The sequence below is a fragment of the Ekhidna sp. genome (assembly GCF_964218185.1).
GTDB lineage: Bacteria > Bacteroidota > Bacteroidia > Cytophagales > Cyclobacteriaceae > Ekhidna.
Window position 1 is genome coordinate 302,056 of the sequence record NZ_CAXPLV010000008.1, and the last position, 15,875, is coordinate 317,930.

A 15,875-nucleotide genomic window follows, 5' to 3' on the forward strand; every position below is an offset into this window, starting at 1 on the left:
ATTTGAAATAATAATGTTTAACATTTTTATTTTTTTATTAAACAAAATATTCATAACTTCGTTTAATATTCTAATCAAAAAATTAAACAAAATGACAGCTTTAGAATTCGGATATAAGATTGAAAACCTAACAAGTTTGCTTAAGCCCTATGCTATGAAGTTGACGAAGGATACTGAAGAAGCCAATGATTTACTTCAGGAAACCGTATTCAAGGCTTTCAACAATAGAGATAAATTTCAGACAGGCACTAACCTTAAGGCATGGATGTACACAATCATGAGAAATACTTTCATCACCAACTATCAGCGAATGGTCAGAAGAAATACGTTTATCGACACTACTGAAAACAGTCATTTTCTAAATTCCTCAAGTACCGCAATAGAGAATAATGCAACTGGTAATTTTATCATGAGAGATATTAAAGGGGTAATGGATGAATTGAAAGACATGTACAAAGTACCTTTTAACATGTATTTTAGAGGGTATAAATATCATGAAATAGCCGATAAGCTTGGCATTCCTATTGGCACTGTTAAAAACAGAATCCATATTGCCAGGCAAGAACTCAAGAAGGGATTAAAAGTGTATGCCAACTAAAAATTTCCATAGTAGTAGAGTAGTTGTGATAGGGGCCGGGTTTTCCGGCCTTTCTTGTGCTTGCCACTTGGCAAAAATGGGCTATCAGGTTACACTACTGGAAAAAAATGACCAGCCGGGTGGAAGAGCCAGAAGCTATTCAGATGCTGGCTTTACCTGGGACATGGGACCTTCCTGGTATTGGATGCCAGATGTTTTCGAAAAGTTTTTTGGCACATTCGGAAAGAAGGTTTCTGACTATTATCAGCTCGACCGATTGGATCCCTCCTACAGAATCAAGTTCAAAAATGATGTTATAGACATTCCTGCCAGCATGGAGGAGCTTGAAGCACTTTTTGAAAAAATTGAGCCGGGGAGCAGCACTAAACTCCGATCCTTTTTAAAGCAGGCAAAATTCAAGTACGATGTTGGGGTCAAAGATCTTGTGTACAAGCCCAGCCGATCTTTGCTTGAGTTTGTTGATCTTAAGCTTCTGCTTGGAATGTTTAAAATGGATGTGTTCACTTCCATCTCCAAGCATGTAAGAAAGCACTTCAAAGATGAACGACTCATTCAGTTGATGGAGTTTCCTATTCTTTTTTTGGGTGCTACGGCAGAAAACACACCAGCCCTTTACAGCCTAATGAACTATGCAGACCTCTCTCTGGGAACTTGGTATCCAAAAGGTGGAATGAATTCCGTAGTAGAAGCAATGGTAAAACTTGCAACAGAACTTGGCGTGGATATGAAACTGGGTGAAGAAGTAACTCACTTTTCATTTCATGGAAAGAGAATTTCATCAGTAAACACTCCCCTTGCTTCGTATGAGTGTAATATGGTGGTGACGGGAGCCGATTATCACCACATCGACCAACATATTTTACCTGAGGAGTTTCAGAATTACACCAAAAAATATTGGGACTCTCGCGTACTCGCCCCATCGTCTCTTCTGTTTTATATTGGGGTAGATAAAAAGCTCCCAAACCTTGAGCATCACACCCTCTTTTTCGATGAAGACTTTAGGCAGCATGCCAGCGAAATCTATAACTCTCCTCAGTGGCCAAGTAAGCCTTTGCTCTATGTCTCTGCGACCTCTAAAACTGATAACTCTGTGGCACCAAAAGGAAAAGAAAATTTAGTTGTTCTGATCCCTGTTGCTCCGGATATTGAAGACAAACCGGAAACTAGAGAAAAATATTTTCAGCTGATCATGGATAAACTTGAGGCTTTTACTGGAGAAAATATTCGCGATCATATCTTGACCAAGCGCAGCTATGCACACAAAGAATTTATTGAAGATTACCATTCGTTCAAAGGCAATGCCTACGGACTTGCAAATACTCTCCGTCAAACCGCTATTCTAAAACCAACGCTAAAAAATCGGAAACTTAAAAACCTATACTACACCGGCCAGCTAACAGTGCCTGGGCCCGGTGTACCTCCCTCGCTTATTTCAGGAGAGGTGGTAGCGAAAGAAATAGGCAAAGATTTCCCTATTTTTAAAAATTCATGACGGATCTCTACACACAAACCGCTTTCGATTGTAGTAAGCTAATTACGAAAACCTATAGCACCTCATTTTCATTGGGGATACGTACACTGCATAAAAGATATCACGAGCCGATTTATGCGATTTATGGGTTTGTGAGATATGCTGATGAAATAGTAGACACATTCCACAATCACGACAAAAAAGAACTTCTTCAGCGATTTAAGACAGACACCTATAAGTCGATTGAAGAAAAAATAAGTTTAAATCCGGTACTTCACTCATTCCAAAAGGTGGTAAATCAGTATCAAATAGATCATGACCTGATCGAGGCTTTCCTGGTAAGCATGGAGATGGATTTAAGCAAAACAGACTATGCAGATCCTGAATATAAAAAATACATCTACGGAAGCGCTGAGGTGGTGGGGCTCATGTGTCTCAAAGTTTTCTGTGATGGAAATAACAAACAATACCAGGATCTCCTCACCCCTGCTAAGCATCTTGGCTCAGCTTTTCAAAAAGTAAATTTTCTACGCGACATCAAAAGTGATTATGATGAAAGAGGAAGAGTCTACTTTCCAGGAATTGATTTTCGAAGCTTTAGTCGAGAAGAAAAAAAGGAGATTGAACTAGATATCAAAGATGAATTCGACAAAGCATTAATTGGAATAAAAAAGTTACCCAAAGGAGTTCGTGCGGGGGTCTATTTAGCTTACATCTATTATTCTGTGCTTTTCAAGAAAATAATGAGACTTTCACCAGAGCGAATAAAATCCGAAAGAATCCGAATTCCGAATTTTAAAAAATTCTTACTTCTCATCAAATCTTACCTACTGCATAAACTAAACTTCATTGTTGGGTGAACAAGAGTACCTTTACCAAAGTTATTAGTGCAGACAGATAATGGGAATACTAATTAACATATTGATCGTAATAGGCACATTTCTATTCATGGAAGGGGTAGCATGGTTTACCCACAAATACATTATGCACGGACTTTTATGGAGCTGGCATAAGTCACACCACAAAGTCCACAATCATGCGTTGGAAATGAACGATCTATTTTCGGTAGTTTTCAGCATTCCGTCCATACTCACAATTTACCTTGGGTATAATAATTACGATGAATATTGGTGGTTGCTTTATATTGGAATAGGTATTCTTTGCTACGGCGTATTTTATTTCATCTTTCACGATGTGATCGTACATAGAAGAATTAAAGTGCCCTTCAAGGCTAAGAGCAAGTACATGAGGCGCATTATGAAAGCGCACTACGTACACCATGAAAAACATACCAAAGAAGGAGCTGAAGCATTCGGATTTCTATACGCTCCTAAGAAGTATCAAAAATAACGTTTCTTTATTATCATTTGATAATTTACGTAAAATCGTTACATTTGATCATCATTAAAAGAATCAGCTTCTTTTATCAAACCAAAAAAAGCGAGCTAAATGGCAGAACAGAAAAAAGAAGAAGAGTGGGGCCCTATTGAAGGGTTCTCAAATTACGAGATTTCTAACCGAGGAAAAATACGCAGTAAGAGCAGAAAAGTGTGGCATAAAGGAAGTAAAACGCACATGAAACTGCGTGGCAAACTTATGCGTCAGCGTTGGAATAAAATATGCAAATGCTACTTCCTTGATCTAATAGATGATAACGGAAAGCGAAGAACTGTTTATCCTCACAAAGAAACAGCGAAGGTTTTTGTGAAAAACAAGGATGCTGAGAAGACCATGATCATTCACAAAGACAACAATCCAAGAAACAACTACTTCGAAAACCTGGAGTGGATGACCCCATCCGAGCATATGAAGTGGCAGTTTGAAGTTGGAAATAAAAACAACTATAAAGTGTGGAAAACCAGGAAGAAGAGATATAAGAATGGCTTCAAGCCAGACACTGTACTTCCGGGAAGACCGAAAAAGAACAAAGCAAAAGCTTAACAGCGTATAAAGAGTAAGAGGGTTCCAAATGGAACCCTCTTTTATTCTCTAACTAACCTAACCTAAATCGCTTAACGCAATATCTTACTCATCCATCACATTCGCGATGGTGAAATCTCTTCTAAAAAAATGAATTGAAATTATTCAGCAGATGGCTCTACGCTCACGTAGGATCTGTCTTTTTTCCCTTTGTGGAATTTCACTACACCGTCAGACAATGCAAACAAAGTGTGATCTTTTCCAAGACCTACGTTTTCACCCGGATGGTGCTTTGTACCTCTCTGGCGAACGATAATATTTCCAGCTACAGCCTTCTGTCCACCGAAGATTTTTACACCTAGTCGTTTACTTTCCGACTCTCTTCCGTTTTTCGAACTACCTACACCTTTCTTATGTGCCATGAGATTTTATCCTTTAATGTCTTCGATCAAAATTTTAGAAAACTGCTGACGGTGACCATTCTTCACTTTGTAGCCTTTTCTTCTTTTCTTTTTGAACACGATCACTTTATCGTCTTTCACATGCTCAAGAATCTTTGCAGAAACTTTGGCTCCTTTAACTGTAGGGGCTCCTACTTTTACTTTACCATCGTTATCCACAAGTAGCACTTTATCAAAGTCTACTTTTGCACCCTCTTTACCTTCCATCAATGGAGCGTAAAGAAACTTGTCTTTCTCTGCTTTATACTGCTTCCCAGCAATGTCTACTATCGCGTACATTATTGTCTTCTTTTGAAAAAGGAGTGCAAAGATACCATTCTACTCTCAATATCCAAATAGGGAGTGTGGATAAAATGATAGAAAAATATTTTTTATTTTTTTTTCACTTTTTTTCACCCTCTATTCTGCGTGTTTTCCTCAAAGTACCAATTACAAAATTGGTTGCTAAATCTCTAAAATACAATTCGTTATAATAAATATTTAATATCCAAATTACACCTTCCGTACCCGTAATAACTGCTTGGATTTTCGCGTCATTTTAAACACATTTGTAGACAAGCCGCCGAGAAAAATAAACCACTCTTAGGGCTGTATCCCGAGACTTAAAAAGTTTTTAAAAAGCACACTTATTCGTGAGCTTAGGGACGTTTTATTGTTTATAAATAGACTAACACCTATTTGAATAACAGAAATTATGAGCGACGTAGCAGCACATGTAGAAGAACCAATCCTCAAAGAGAATAAAGACCGCTTTGTTCTCTTTCCTATACAGCATAATGACATCTGGGAGTTTTACAAAAAAGCAGAAGCCAGCTTCTGGACTGCAGAAGAGATTGACCTTAGTCAGGATTTGAAAGATTGGAGCAACACTATGAGTGATGATGAAAAACATTTCATCAAGCATGTGCTTGCCTTCTTTGCTGCCAGTGATGGAATTGTGAATGAGAATCTGGCTGAGAATTTTGTTGCGGAAGTACAATACACAGAAGCTAAGTTTTTCTACGGCTTCCAAATTGCAGTTGAAAATATACATTCTGAAACCTACTCCTTATTAATAGATACCTACGTAAAGGACCCGAAAGAAAAAGACTATCTCTTCAATGCCATTGAAACAATGGACTGTGTGAAGAAAAAAGCAGACTGGGCACTAAAGTGGATCGATGAAGGATCATTTGCAGAACGACTCGTGGCTTTTGCTGCCGTTGAAGGCATCTTCTTCTCAGGTAGTTTCTGTAGCATCTTCTGGTTAAAGAAAAGAGGCCTGATGCCTGGGCTGGCATTCTCTAATGAGCTTATCTCAAGAGATGAAGGCCTGCACTGTGATTTTGCATGCCTACTATATAACAACCATGTCAAAAATCAGCTTCCGAAAGAAACAGTACAGAAGATCATACAAGATGCTGTGACAATAGAAAAAGAATTTGTGACTGATGCACTTCCAGTAAAACTTATCGGCATGAACTCTGATCTTATGTGTCAGTATATCGAATTTGTTGCTGATCGATTATTGAGTGAGCTCGGATGCGAAAAAGTATATAACTCTTCCAATCCATTTGACTTTATGGAGATGATCTCCCTTCAGGGAAAAACCAACTTCTTTGAGAAACGAGTTGGCGAGTACCAAAAAGCAGGAGTGATGGATGGAGATAGTGGAAAATCTAAATTCTCATTAGACGAAGACTTTTAAAAAATATTATAGTAATCACCTTACCACGATAGCCCTATGTTAGTTGTAAAAAGAGACGGAAGACGAGAGTCAGTAAAATTTGACAAAATCACAGCTCGAATTGAGAAGCTGTGTTATGGTTTAAATGCAGATTATGTAAAACCTGTAGAAATTGCCAAAAAGGTAATTGATGGGTTGTACGATGGTGTTTCTACCATCGAGCTAGACAACCTTGCTGCTGAGACTGCTGCTACGATGACAACACGTCACCCTGATTTTGCCAAGCTTGCAGCACGCATCTCAATCTCCAACCTCCACAAAGTGACCGAGACTTCATTCTCTAATACTATGAAGAGAATGTATGAGTACATCAATCCTAAAACAGGTGAGAATGCGGCATTACTCTCAAAAGAAGTCTACGGTATCATTAGAAAAAATGCCAAGAGGCTAGACGATGCTGTGGACTATGATAGAGATTACAACTACGACTACTTTGGCTACAAGACACTAGAGCGTTCATACCTAATGAAACTCGACGGTAAGATTGTGGAGCGTCCACAGCATATGCTGATGAGGGTTTCTGTCGGTATTCATGGTGAGGATATTGATTCAGCTATTCAGACTTATAACTTAATGTCTGAGAAGTGGTTTACCCATGCCACTCCTACTCTTTTCAATGCTGGAACACCAAAACCTCAGCTTTCTTCGTGCTTCCTACTTTCTATGCAGGATGACAGCATCGATGGAATCTATGACACACTAAAACAATGCGCAAAGATTTCTCAATCTGCTGGTGGTATCGGACTTAGCATCCATAACGTGAGAGCAACAGGAGCCTACATTAAAGGCACCAATGGTACGTCAAATGGAATTGTGCCGATGCTCAGAAACTTTGATATGACTGCCCGATATGTAGATCAGGGCGGTGGAAAAAGAAAAGGAAGCTTTGCTATCTACCTGGAGCCATGGCATGCTGACATTTTTGACTTCCTTGATCTAAGAAAGAATCACGGTAAGGAAGAGATGCGAGCAAGAGACTTGTTCTATGCACTTTGGATTCCAGATCTTTTCATGAAGCGAGTAGAAGAAAACGGTGACTGGACATTGATGTCGCCGGACGAGTGTCCTGGATTATTTGAAGCGTACGGTGATGAATTTGAAGCACTGTATGAAAAATATGAGCGTGAAGGAAAAGGAAGAAAAACCATAAAGGCACAAGATCTTTGGTTTGAAATCCTTGAAGCGCAAATCGAGACAGGCACACCTTATATGCTTTATAAGGATGCAGCAAACAAAAAATCGAATCAAAAGAATCTTGGCACCATTCGATCTAGCAATCTATGCACAGAGATCATGGAGTACACTTCTAAAGATGAAGTGGCTGTTTGTAATTTGGCATCAATCGCACTTTCAAGATTCGTAATTGATGGCAAATTTGATCATCAAAAACTATATGAAATCACTAAGGTGGTGACACGAAACCTGAATAAGGTGATCGATGTGAACTACTACCCGGTACCAGAAGCAAGAAATTCCAACATGAAGCACCGCCCTATCGGTATCGGTGTGCAGGGACTGGCAGATACGTTCTTGCTTTTGAAAATGGCTTTTGAATCTAACGAGGCAAGAAAACTAAACAAAGAGATTTTCGAGACCATCTACTACGCTGCGATGGAAACTTCCATGGAGATTGCGCAAGAAGATGGAGCATACGAAACATTCAAAGGCTCACCAGTTTCAAAAGGCATTTTCCAGTTTGACATGTGGGGTGTGACTCCAGATTCCGGAAGATGGGATTGGATTGATCTAAAGCAAAAAGTGAAAAAGCATGGAGTGAGAAACTCATTACTTCTTGCCCCTATGCCAACAGCTTCCACTTCTCAAATCCTAGGAAATAATGAGTGCTTTGAGCCGTACACCTCTAACCTATACTTAAGAAGAGTGCTTTCAGGAGAGTTCATTGTGGCGAACAAGCACCTGATGAGCGAACTGATCGATCTTGGTTTGTGGGATGAGCGTATGATGAATAGAATCAAAGCGGAGAATGGATCTATTCAAAATATCGCTGAGATTCCGGATGACATCAAAGAGAGATATAAGACTGTTTGGGAGATTTCGCAAAAAGCAATTATTGATATGTCTGCTGACAGAGGAGCTTACATCTGTCAGAGCCAGAGCTTAAACATCCACCTTCAGGATGCAAACTTCGGTAAGATGACATCAATGCACTTCTACGCATGGAAGAAAGGATTGAAGACAGGCATGTACTACTTGAGAACAAAGGCAGCTACCGATGCAATCAAGTTTACCGTATCAAAAGAAAAGGAGGAGCAGCCAAAGGAAGCTACAGCCGCTCAGACGGCAGCAGCAACGCAAGCACAGATTGATCAACAGGCAGCAATGCAATGCTCGCTAGATGATCCGGAAGGATGCGAAATGTGCGGCTCTTGATGAAGTAATATTTTATAAGTGTAATTCTTGGAACCCTATCCGCTCACGGATGGGGTTTTTTATTATATACCTACCATAAATTATCCTATTTCATCTATATATATTTATGTAAATTGCTTTTCATAAAAATCACACACTATGAAAAAGCTTTTCACACTCATTTTCGCACTCTGCACGATTTCTGCATTTTCTCAATGCGACGATTCTTTTTTCCCATTCAAAGAGGGCGTAAGCTTCGAGCAAACGGCCTATGATAAAAAAGGGAAAGAGCAAGGAAAAACATCTAGCACAATACTTTCTGTAGAGGCTTCATCTGCCACCGTAAAGAATGTCTTCTATGATAAAAAAGGTGAAGAGGTTGCCAATGGTGACTACACGATCATCTGTGAGGGCAATACCCTAAAGTTTGATTTCAACAACTTCATTCCAGAAGAAATGCTGAATCAGTATGGTGATGCAGATGTAACCGTGGAGGGAGACTTCATTTCCATTCCAAATGATCTTCAGCCTGGTCAAACCCTTCCTGATGGCTCTGGGACAGTTACCATCAAAATGTCGGGTGCTGCGGGTATGACTATAAAGATGGACATGACCATTACTGATAGAAAAGTGGAAAAATCAGAATCCCTTGACACTCCGGCAGGCTCATTTGATACTTTTAAAATCACTCAAAAAACCATCGTGAAAATGAACATGATGGGAATGAACAAAACCACAGAAAGTTTTTCTGCTTCCTGGTTTGCAAAGGAGGTGGGAATGGTGAAAAATGAAAACTACAATCAAAAAGGTGATTTGATGGGTTATTCCCTTCTCACTGCATTCAAAAACTAAGAAGCTCCTTTTATAATCTCATCCACAACCTCCGGATTTAGCAATGTGGAAGTATCTCCCATATTGGAAGTGTCTTTGCTGGCAATCTTCCTAAGAATACGTCGCATGATTTTACCCGAACGTGTTTTGGGCAGACCTGAAACCAACTGAATATGATCGGGCTTAGCAATGGGTCCGATCATTTTACTTACTGTTGCTCTGATTTCTTCTTCAATTCCGTCTTCCTCTGCTATCACGAAAGCATAAATGCCTTGTCCTTTTATATCATGAGGAAAACCAACCACAGCAGACTCCACAACCTTCGGATGTTCATCTATGGCATTCTCTACCTCTGCAGTACCCATTCTGTGGCCCGAAACATTGATTACATCATCCACCCTTCCAAGTATTCTTAAGTAACCATCATGGTCTCGCTTGGCGCCATCTCCTGTGAAGTATTTGTTTTCATAAGTCGAGAAATAGGTCTGACGGCATCTTTCATGGTCACCATAAGTCGTCCTCAGAATTGAAGGCCATGGGAATTTTATGCACAGATTTCCCTCTACATTATTCCCTTCCAGTTCATTCCCATCCGCATCCACAATTACGGGTTGAATCCCTGGCAAAGGCAATGAGGCGTGTGCAGGCTTATTTGGAGTAATCCCTGCCAATGCAGAGATCATAATTCCACCTGTCTCCGTTTGCCACCAGGTATCTACCAATGGACATCTCCCCTTTCCAATATGTTCATGATACCAATGCCATGCCTCCTCATTAATTGGCTCGCCTACCGAACCAATAACAGTTAGTGTATCAAGTTTATGCTTTTGAACATACTCCAATCCATGTGCCTGCAAGGCTCTGATAGCCGTAGGGGCAGTATAAAACTGATTCACCCTATGTTTATCGCAAACCTCCCAAAAACGGCCGGCATCAGGATAAGTCGGCACTCCTTCAAACATAATGGTAGTAGCTCCGGCCAACAAGGGACCGTAGACAATGTATGAATGACCAGTAATCCACCCTACATCGGCCGTACACCAGTAGATATCCCCCGGCTTATACTGAAAGACATTTAGGAATGAATAATAGGTATAGACCATATATCCGCCGCAGGTATGTACCACTCCTTTTGGCTTGCCTGTAGAGCCTGAAGTGTACAGAATAAACAAAAGATCCTCTGCATCCATTTCCTCTGCGCCATGTTGCTCAGACATATCTCTAATTGCATCGTGCCACCACAAATCTCTTCCCACTTTCATCTGCACCTCGGACTTTGTACGTTGAAATACAATCACCTTTTCTACAGTATCACACTTTTCCAGTGCTTCATCTACCACCCCCTTTACGTCAATCGTTTTAGCACCTCGAAAATTTCCATCGGATGTTAAAACCATTTTTGCTTCACAGTCATTAATCCGATCGGCCAGGGCTGTAGATGAGAAACCGGCAAAAACAACCGAATGAATAGCCCCAACTCTTGCACATGCCAGCATTGCAACGGCTGCCTCGGGCACCATCGGCATATAGATAATCACACGATCGCCCTTTCCTACACCATTGGCAATCATTGCATTGGAAAACTGGCAGACTTTTGCATGAAGCTCTTTATAAGTTATAGATTGAGCAGGTTCGCTGGGCTCATTGGCCTCCCATAATATTGCAGTTTGATCTCCCCTTTCTTTCAAATGACGATCAAGAAGGTTTTCCGTGATATTCATCTTACCACCTACAAACCACTTTACATCCGGCTTTATAAAATCCCATTTCAAGGTTTGATTCCATTTCTTCTTCCACACAAAAGATTCAGCTATATCTGACCAAAATCCTTCAGGGTCATTTATACTTTGGTCATATGCTTTGGTGTATTCGCTTAATGATGAAATTCGATGGGGCTTTGTAAAGTCATTCATATTTTTAAATCTAACAAATGGTGAACTTTGCTACACATTTTAAGGAGGGATTTGACAGTATTGTTCAACTAATTTTCAATTCCGAAAAAAGCTTTTTCATTTAATAAGAAAACTCCTATCTTTGCCGTCCTAAAATTTTGGAACACAGATAAGCGTTATGGCAAACCATAAATCGGCACTTAAGAGAATTAGAAGTAACGAGGCGAAAAGGCTGAGAAACAGATACCAGCATAAAACCACTCGTACATTCATTAAAAGACTAAAAGAAACAACTGATAAAAAGGCTGGTGAAGAGCTTTTGACTCAAGTTATTTCAATGGTGGATAAACTAGCTAAGAAGAACATTATCCATAACAATAAAGCAGGGCATCTTAAGTCTCAATTGACTAAGCACGTAGCTGGCCTTTAAGTTTTATTAAAAGACATTTTTTTTACCCTGCACAAGCAATTGTGCAGGGTTTTTTATTTTACGGTTTCTTATGGAAGACAACCGTTTGACGATAAAGCGATGGGCAGAGGAAGATCGCCCCAGAGAAAAGTTGCTACTTAAAGGAAAGGCAGCATTGTCGGAAGCTGAGCTTATCGCCATTCTAATTGGGTCAGGAAATCGCGATCAAACAGCTGTAGAGCTTTCTCAATACATTCTCAACCAGTGTGAAAATGATCTATCCAATCTGGCTAGGCTCTCGGTAAAAGATCTTCAAAAATTTAAAGGTATTGGTGAAGCAAAGGCCATCTCCATTGTGGCTGCTCTTGAGATTGGACGGAGGAGAAAAAATTCCGAGCCTTTGAAAAAAGTGAAGATTGGCTCTTCAAAGGATGCTTTCCACCTTTTGCATGGCGATTTCATGGATTTAAATCATGAAGAGTTTTGGCTGCTTTTGCTTAAAAGAAATAATGAAGTCATCAAAAAAGAAATGCTCAGTAGAGGTGGAGTCTCCGGTACTGTGGTAGATGCCAAAATTATCTTTAAGAGAGCTCTGGAAGAAACCGCTAGCGGGTTAATCTTAGCGCATAATCATCCGAGTGGCAACCTGAAACCGAGTCAGGAGGACATCAACCTAACTAAAAGGATAAAAGACGCTGGTAAATCTCTAGACATCACTGTGCTTGATCATCTTATCATTACCGATCAGGGATTTTTCAGTTTCGCCGATGAGAATATGCTTTGAAGTATTTCAAACCTAAATTTGAAGCATGAAAAAGGCGTGGATACTTCTATTCCCTGTTGCGATTATTCTCTTCGTTATCACCCAATCCGGAGGTTCAAATGAAGCGTACACTCAGGAAATCAATGACTATTGGAAAGAGAGACATAACTTCTTCAGAACCTCTCAAGCAAGTCCCTTTGTACAAAAGAAAGTCGAGTATAAAGAAGTTGAATTTTTTGAGCCAGACGCTGACTATAAGGTTAATGCAAAGCTGAATCGCTTTACAAAAAGAGAAACATTGACACTCGGGAATAGTGATGGCACCACGACTACCTATCTCAAATTTGCGAATGTATCTTTCAAAATAAATGGACAGCAATGTTCACTGCTCATTCTTAAGGCTCTGGGTTTTGGCAATCAATATTTACTTGCCTTTGGGGATGCCACAAGCGGAGAAATCACCTACGGGGGAGGAAGATATCTAGATGTGGTGATTGGGAAGTCTGATCAGGTCACGCTCGATTTCAATAAAGCTTACAATCCATATTGTGCATATTTTGACGATTTCACCTGCCCGCTCCCGCCTCCCGACAACCTGCTTGAGATAGCGATTGAAGCTGGAGAGAAGAATTATCCTTATTAGCATCCAAAACCCGTTCTGCAGCTAAGTAGATTCCTTATTTTTGCTCACTTAATTCAGAGACGAGCAAGAATGAAGATTTCATACAATTGGCTGAAAGAATACATTGATTTTAAAGAGACTCCTGAGCAATTGGGGGATATTTTAACTCAAACCGGACTCGAAGTTGAGGTGATTGAAAAAGTAGAGAAGATACCGGGAGGACTAAAGGGAATTGTGGTTGGTGAAGTGATTTCTTGCGAACCCCACCCAAATGCTGACAAACTTAAAATTACCAAGGTAGATATTGGCGCTGAAAACTTATCTGATATTGTCTGTGGCGCTCCCAATGTGGCCACTGGTCAGAAAGTTTTGGTGGCTACTGTGAATTCTACCATCCACCCCACGAAAGGAGAACCATTTAAAATCAAGAAAGCTAAAATCAGAGGTGAAGTCTCCGAAGGGATGATCTGTGCTGAAGATGAATTAGGTCTTGGCACCAGCCATGACGGAATCATGATTTTGGATACAGACAAACCAAACGGAACACCTGCTATCGAACTATTCGAAACAGGAGAAGATCATATTTTCGAAATAGGACTTACCCCGAACAGAGGTGACGCAACATCTCACATGGGAGCGGCGAGGGATTTAAAAGCCTATTTCCGAAAAGAATTAATTACGCCTCAGCCAATAAAATTTGACATAAAAACTGACAGACCTATTTCTGTTGAAGTACTGGATAAGGAAAGATGCCCGAGATTTTCCGGCATTACAATCCGTGGGATGAAAGTTCAACCCTCACCCGACTGGCTACAATGGAAGCTACGATCCATCGGCCTTGAGCCGATCAATAATGTAGTAGACATTACTAACTATGTGCTTCACTCCATTGGTCAGCCTATGCACGCATATGACGCAAATCATGTGAAAGGAGATAAAATCATTGTGCAAACGTTAAAAGACAAAACATCTTTTACCACCTTGGATGGCAAGGAGCGAAAGCTTTCCAACGACGACCTTATGGTTTGCAATGGAGATGGAGAAGGTATGTGTATTGCCGGGGTGTTTGGTGGTCTTAAATCCGGAGTTACCGAATCTACAACCGACATCTTTCTTGAGAGTGCATATTGGAATGCTGACGGGATTCGGTCAACAGCTCAAAGGCATACCATTTCTACGGATGCATCTTTCAGATATGAACGTGGTGCCGATCCTGAAATGACTGTTTCAGCTATCAAGCTGGCCACTTCTTTGATTCTGGAACTTACGGGCGGATATGCCGCTTCAGAAATTATTGATATTTACCCTGCTCCAATAAAGAAAAAAGAGATTGACATTACGTTCCAGAATTTCCATTGGTTGATAGGGAAATCATTAGATAATAAACTGATCCTGGAAATACTCAATTGGCTGGACATTGAAACCAAGAACGTAACCGAGACTGGATTTAAAGCAATCGTTCCGGCATATCGCAGTGATGTCACACGCCCTGCAGATTTAGTTGAAGAGGTTCTGAGAATCTATGGGTTTAACGAAATCGAGTTGGATGAAGACTTCTCCACTGATTATCTGGCTGAGTTTAATGAGCATGAGCCTTATCGTGTGCAAGAAGACTTATCTAAATTTCTGGCTGGTAGGGGCTACTCTGAAATCTTAACCAATTCCCTCACCAATCCGAAATACTATAAGATGTTTCCTCTGGGAGGTGAGCCTGTAGAAATGCTCAATCCATCGAGTGAAGAGTTGACGATCATGAAAACGTCACCTGTTTATACAGCGCTGGAGTCTGTAGCATACAATATCAACCGCCGTAATCCAAATTTGAAGTTCTTTGAGTTTGGACGATCTTACAAGAAAGAAGATAAGGAGTATAAGGAAACTGAATGGCTATCATTTTACCTCACTGGCAACACTTCTGAGGCAAACTGGCTTGATGAGCCACGTAGAAGTTCCTTCCATGACCTGAGCACCACCGTGATGGGGATGCTAAAATATGCTGGCATCCGAAAAACTGAGATTATTCCTTCAGAGAAAGACACACTCTATGAATATGGTGTAGTCATTAAAAAAGAAGGTAAGATGCTCGGTATTCTGGGTAAACTCAAGAAAGAGTTGCTTTCGATTTACGGTATAAAGCAGGATGTTTATCATACTCAACTCAACTGGGAAACGGTTATTAGTCTATACAAATCAGACATAGCTTACGAGCCAATTCCTAAATTCCCAGAGGTGAAAAGAGACCTTTCACTTGTATTGGACAAGAGCGTTTCTTATTCTGACATTCAGCAACTTGCCTTCAATCAGGAAAAGAAATTATTGAATAGAATGAACCTTTTTAGCGTCTACGAAGGGGATAAAATAGAAAAAGGAAAAAAAGCTTACGCAATTAGTTTTTTTCTTCAAGATAAATTCAAAACTTTAACAGATAAACAGATAGATAAAAGTATGAGCGGACTCATGAGTTTGTATGAAAAAGAACTCGGGGCTGTGATACGAAAATAAGATGCCGAGCGAGAAACTATATCGTGAATTTCAAAATCTGGAGAGGCAGATTCAGCTGGTGCTTAGTGAAAACAAGCGCCTCAAAGATGAATTGATTCAAACCAGAAATGAAAACGGCATCCTGAAAGAGAAGATGAAAAGCCAGGAGGCGAATCTGAATTCTTTTCAAAACCAAATGAAAGTAAGTAAAATAGTAAATAACAAGGTAGTCAGTGAAGGGGATTCAGCACAGCTGAAGGAGACGATTGATGGCTATATCAAGGAGATAGATAAATGTATTGCCCATTTGGCAGAGTAAAAAATTAAGAAA

16 protein-coding genes are annotated in these 15,875 nt (G+C 40.1%); 13 read left to right on the plus strand and 3 right to left on the minus strand.

What is annotated here, in order from left to right:
* Nucleotides 1-91 precede the first annotated feature (91 nt).
* From ACEQZT_RS14075 to ACEQZT_RS14095, 5 genes are all read left to right on the plus strand, one after another.
* Nucleotides 92-598, plus strand: coding sequence for an RNA polymerase sigma factor (locus ACEQZT_RS14075; protein ID WP_370090090.1), 507 nt, complete (start codon nt 92-94; stop codon nt 596-598).
* On the plus strand, nt 588-2,090 hold the full coding sequence (locus tag ACEQZT_RS14080) for a phytoene desaturase family protein (protein ID WP_370090091.1): 1,503 nt from the start codon (nt 588-590) through the stop codon (nt 2,088-2,090). The genes ACEQZT_RS14075 and ACEQZT_RS14080 overlap by 11 nt, the downstream gene beginning before the upstream one ends.
* A complete protein-coding gene (locus tag ACEQZT_RS14085; protein ID WP_370090092.1) occupies nt 2,087-2,929 on the plus strand; it encodes a phytoene/squalene synthase family protein in 843 nt (280 codons plus the stop codon). Before ACEQZT_RS14080 ends, ACEQZT_RS14085 begins: the two co-directional genes overlap by 4 nt.
* 40 nt (nt 2,930-2,969) lie before the next feature.
* Nucleotides 2,970-3,419, plus strand: a complete 450-nt coding sequence (locus ACEQZT_RS14090) for a sterol desaturase family protein (RefSeq protein WP_370090093.1) — start codon at nt 2,970-2,972, stop codon at nt 3,417-3,419.
* Nucleotides 3,420-3,518: 99 nt separating this feature from the next.
* Nucleotides 3,519-4,010: an NUMOD4 domain-containing protein gene (locus ACEQZT_RS14095; protein WP_370090094.1), complete on the plus strand. Its 492-nt coding sequence runs from the start codon at nt 3,519-3,521 to the stop codon at nt 4,008-4,010.
* A gap of 140 nt (nt 4,011-4,150) precedes the next feature.
* Here ACEQZT_RS14095 and rpmA read toward each other — a convergent pair whose 3' ends face one another.
* Both rpmA and rplU read right to left on the minus strand, forming a co-directional pair.
* On the minus strand, nt 4,151-4,411 hold the full coding sequence (rpmA, locus tag ACEQZT_RS14100) for a 50S ribosomal protein L27 (RefSeq protein WP_370090095.1): 261 nt from the start codon (nt 4,409-4,411) through the stop codon (nt 4,151-4,153).
* A 6-nt stretch (nt 4,412-4,417) separates the two neighbouring features.
* Nucleotides 4,418-4,729 carry a 50S ribosomal protein L21 gene (rplU, locus tag ACEQZT_RS14105; protein ID WP_348282004.1) on the minus strand — a complete coding sequence of 104 codons (312 nt, stop codon included), beginning with the start codon at nt 4,727-4,729 and terminating at the stop codon, nt 4,418-4,420.
* A 415-nt stretch (nt 4,730-5,144) separates the two neighbouring features.
* Here rplU and ACEQZT_RS14110 point away from each other — a divergent pair, with 415 nt between their 5' ends.
* From ACEQZT_RS14110 to ACEQZT_RS14120, 3 genes are all read left to right on the plus strand, one after another.
* Nucleotides 5,145-6,137: a ribonucleoside-diphosphate reductase small subunit gene (locus ACEQZT_RS14110; RefSeq protein WP_370090096.1), complete on the plus strand. Its 993-nt coding sequence runs from the start codon at nt 5,145-5,147 to the stop codon at nt 6,135-6,137.
* Between the two features lie 36 nt (nt 6,138-6,173).
* Nucleotides 6,174-8,567 (plus strand): ribonucleoside-diphosphate reductase subunit alpha, encoded by a 2,394-nt coding sequence (locus ACEQZT_RS14115; RefSeq protein ID WP_370090097.1) that lies wholly within the window; start codon nt 6,174-6,176, stop codon nt 8,565-8,567.
* A 138-nt stretch (nt 8,568-8,705) separates the two neighbouring features.
* Nucleotides 8,706-9,398, plus strand: a complete 693-nt coding sequence (locus tag ACEQZT_RS14120; protein WP_370090098.1) for a hypothetical protein — start codon at nt 8,706-8,708, stop codon at nt 9,396-9,398.
* Here the strand turns inward: ACEQZT_RS14120 and acs are convergent.
* A complete protein-coding gene (gene acs / locus ACEQZT_RS14125; RefSeq protein WP_370090099.1) occupies nt 9,395-11,290 on the minus strand; it encodes an acetate--CoA ligase in 1,896 nt (631 codons plus the stop codon). The two genes, ACEQZT_RS14120 and acs, sit on opposite strands and share 4 nt — an antisense overlap.
* Nucleotides 11,291-11,447: 157 nt before the next feature.
* On the opposite strand from acs, the gene rpsT reads away from it, so the two are divergent.
* The 5 genes from rpsT (at nt 11,448) to ACEQZT_RS14150 (ending at nt 15,863) form a co-directional block, all read left to right on the plus strand.
* Nucleotides 11,448-11,699 carry a 30S ribosomal protein S20 gene (gene rpsT / locus ACEQZT_RS14130; protein WP_089357503.1) on the plus strand — a complete coding sequence of 84 codons (252 nt, stop codon included), beginning with the start codon at nt 11,448-11,450 and terminating at the stop codon, nt 11,697-11,699.
* 70 nt (nt 11,700-11,769) lie between these two features.
* The gene (gene radC / locus ACEQZT_RS14135; RefSeq protein ID WP_370090100.1) at nt 11,770-12,462 is read left to right on the plus strand and encodes a DNA repair protein RadC; all 693 of its coding nucleotides are present in this window, start codon (nt 11,770-11,772) and stop codon (nt 12,460-12,462) included.
* 25 nt (nt 12,463-12,487) lie between these two features.
* Nucleotides 12,488-13,084, plus strand: coding sequence for a DUF1684 domain-containing protein (locus ACEQZT_RS14140; protein ID WP_370090101.1), 597 nt, complete (start codon nt 12,488-12,490; stop codon nt 13,082-13,084).
* 69 nt (nt 13,085-13,153) lie between these two features.
* Nucleotides 13,154-15,565, plus strand: a complete 2,412-nt coding sequence (pheT, locus tag ACEQZT_RS14145) for a phenylalanine--tRNA ligase subunit beta (RefSeq protein ID WP_370090102.1) — start codon at nt 13,154-13,156, stop codon at nt 15,563-15,565.
* 1 nt (nt 15,566) lies between these two features.
* Nucleotides 15,567-15,863 carry a hypothetical protein gene (locus ACEQZT_RS14150; protein WP_370090103.1) on the plus strand — a complete coding sequence of 99 codons (297 nt, stop codon included), beginning with the start codon at nt 15,567-15,569 and terminating at the stop codon, nt 15,861-15,863.
* Nucleotides 15,864-15,875 lie beyond the last annotated feature (12 nt).

Coding starts and splice junctions, on each gene's coding strand:
- ACEQZT_RS14075 (WP_370090090.1), top strand. CDS start 92: ATGACAGCTTTAGAATTCGGATATAAGATTGAAAACCTAACAAGTTTG.
- ACEQZT_RS14080 (WP_370090091.1), top strand. CDS start 588: ATGCCAACTAAAAATTTCCATAGTAGTAGAGTAGTTGTGATAGGGGCC.
- ACEQZT_RS14085 (WP_370090092.1), top strand. CDS start 2,087: ATGACGGATCTCTACACACAAACCGCTTTCGATTGTAGTAAGCTAATT.
- ACEQZT_RS14090 (WP_370090093.1), top strand. CDS start 2,970: ATGGGAATACTAATTAACATATTGATCGTAATAGGCACATTTCTATTC.
- ACEQZT_RS14095 (WP_370090094.1), top strand. CDS start 3,519: ATGGCAGAACAGAAAAAAGAAGAAGAGTGGGGCCCTATTGAAGGGTTC.
- rpmA (WP_370090095.1), bottom strand. CDS start 4,411: ATGGCACATAAGAAAGGTGTAGGTAGTTCGAAAAACGGAAGAGAGTCG.
- rplU (WP_348282004.1), bottom strand. CDS start 4,729: ATGTACGCGATAGTAGACATTGCTGGGAAGCAGTATAAAGCAGAGAAA.
- ACEQZT_RS14110 (WP_370090096.1), top strand. CDS start 5,145: ATGAGCGACGTAGCAGCACATGTAGAAGAACCAATCCTCAAAGAGAAT.
- ACEQZT_RS14115 (WP_370090097.1), top strand. CDS start 6,174: ATGTTAGTTGTAAAAAGAGACGGAAGACGAGAGTCAGTAAAATTTGAC.
- ACEQZT_RS14120 (WP_370090098.1), top strand. CDS start 8,706: ATGAAAAAGCTTTTCACACTCATTTTCGCACTCTGCACGATTTCTGCA.
- acs (WP_370090099.1), bottom strand. CDS start 11,290: ATGAATGACTTTACAAAGCCCCATCGAATTTCATCATTAAGCGAATAC.
- rpsT (WP_089357503.1), top strand. CDS start 11,448: ATGGCAAACCATAAATCGGCACTTAAGAGAATTAGAAGTAACGAGGCG.
- radC (WP_370090100.1), top strand. CDS start 11,770: ATGGAAGACAACCGTTTGACGATAAAGCGATGGGCAGAGGAAGATCGC.
- ACEQZT_RS14140 (WP_370090101.1), top strand. CDS start 12,488: ATGAAAAAGGCGTGGATACTTCTATTCCCTGTTGCGATTATTCTCTTC.
- pheT (WP_370090102.1), top strand. CDS start 13,154: ATGAAGATTTCATACAATTGGCTGAAAGAATACATTGATTTTAAAGAG.
- ACEQZT_RS14150 (WP_370090103.1), top strand. CDS start 15,567: ATGCCGAGCGAGAAACTATATCGTGAATTTCAAAATCTGGAGAGGCAG.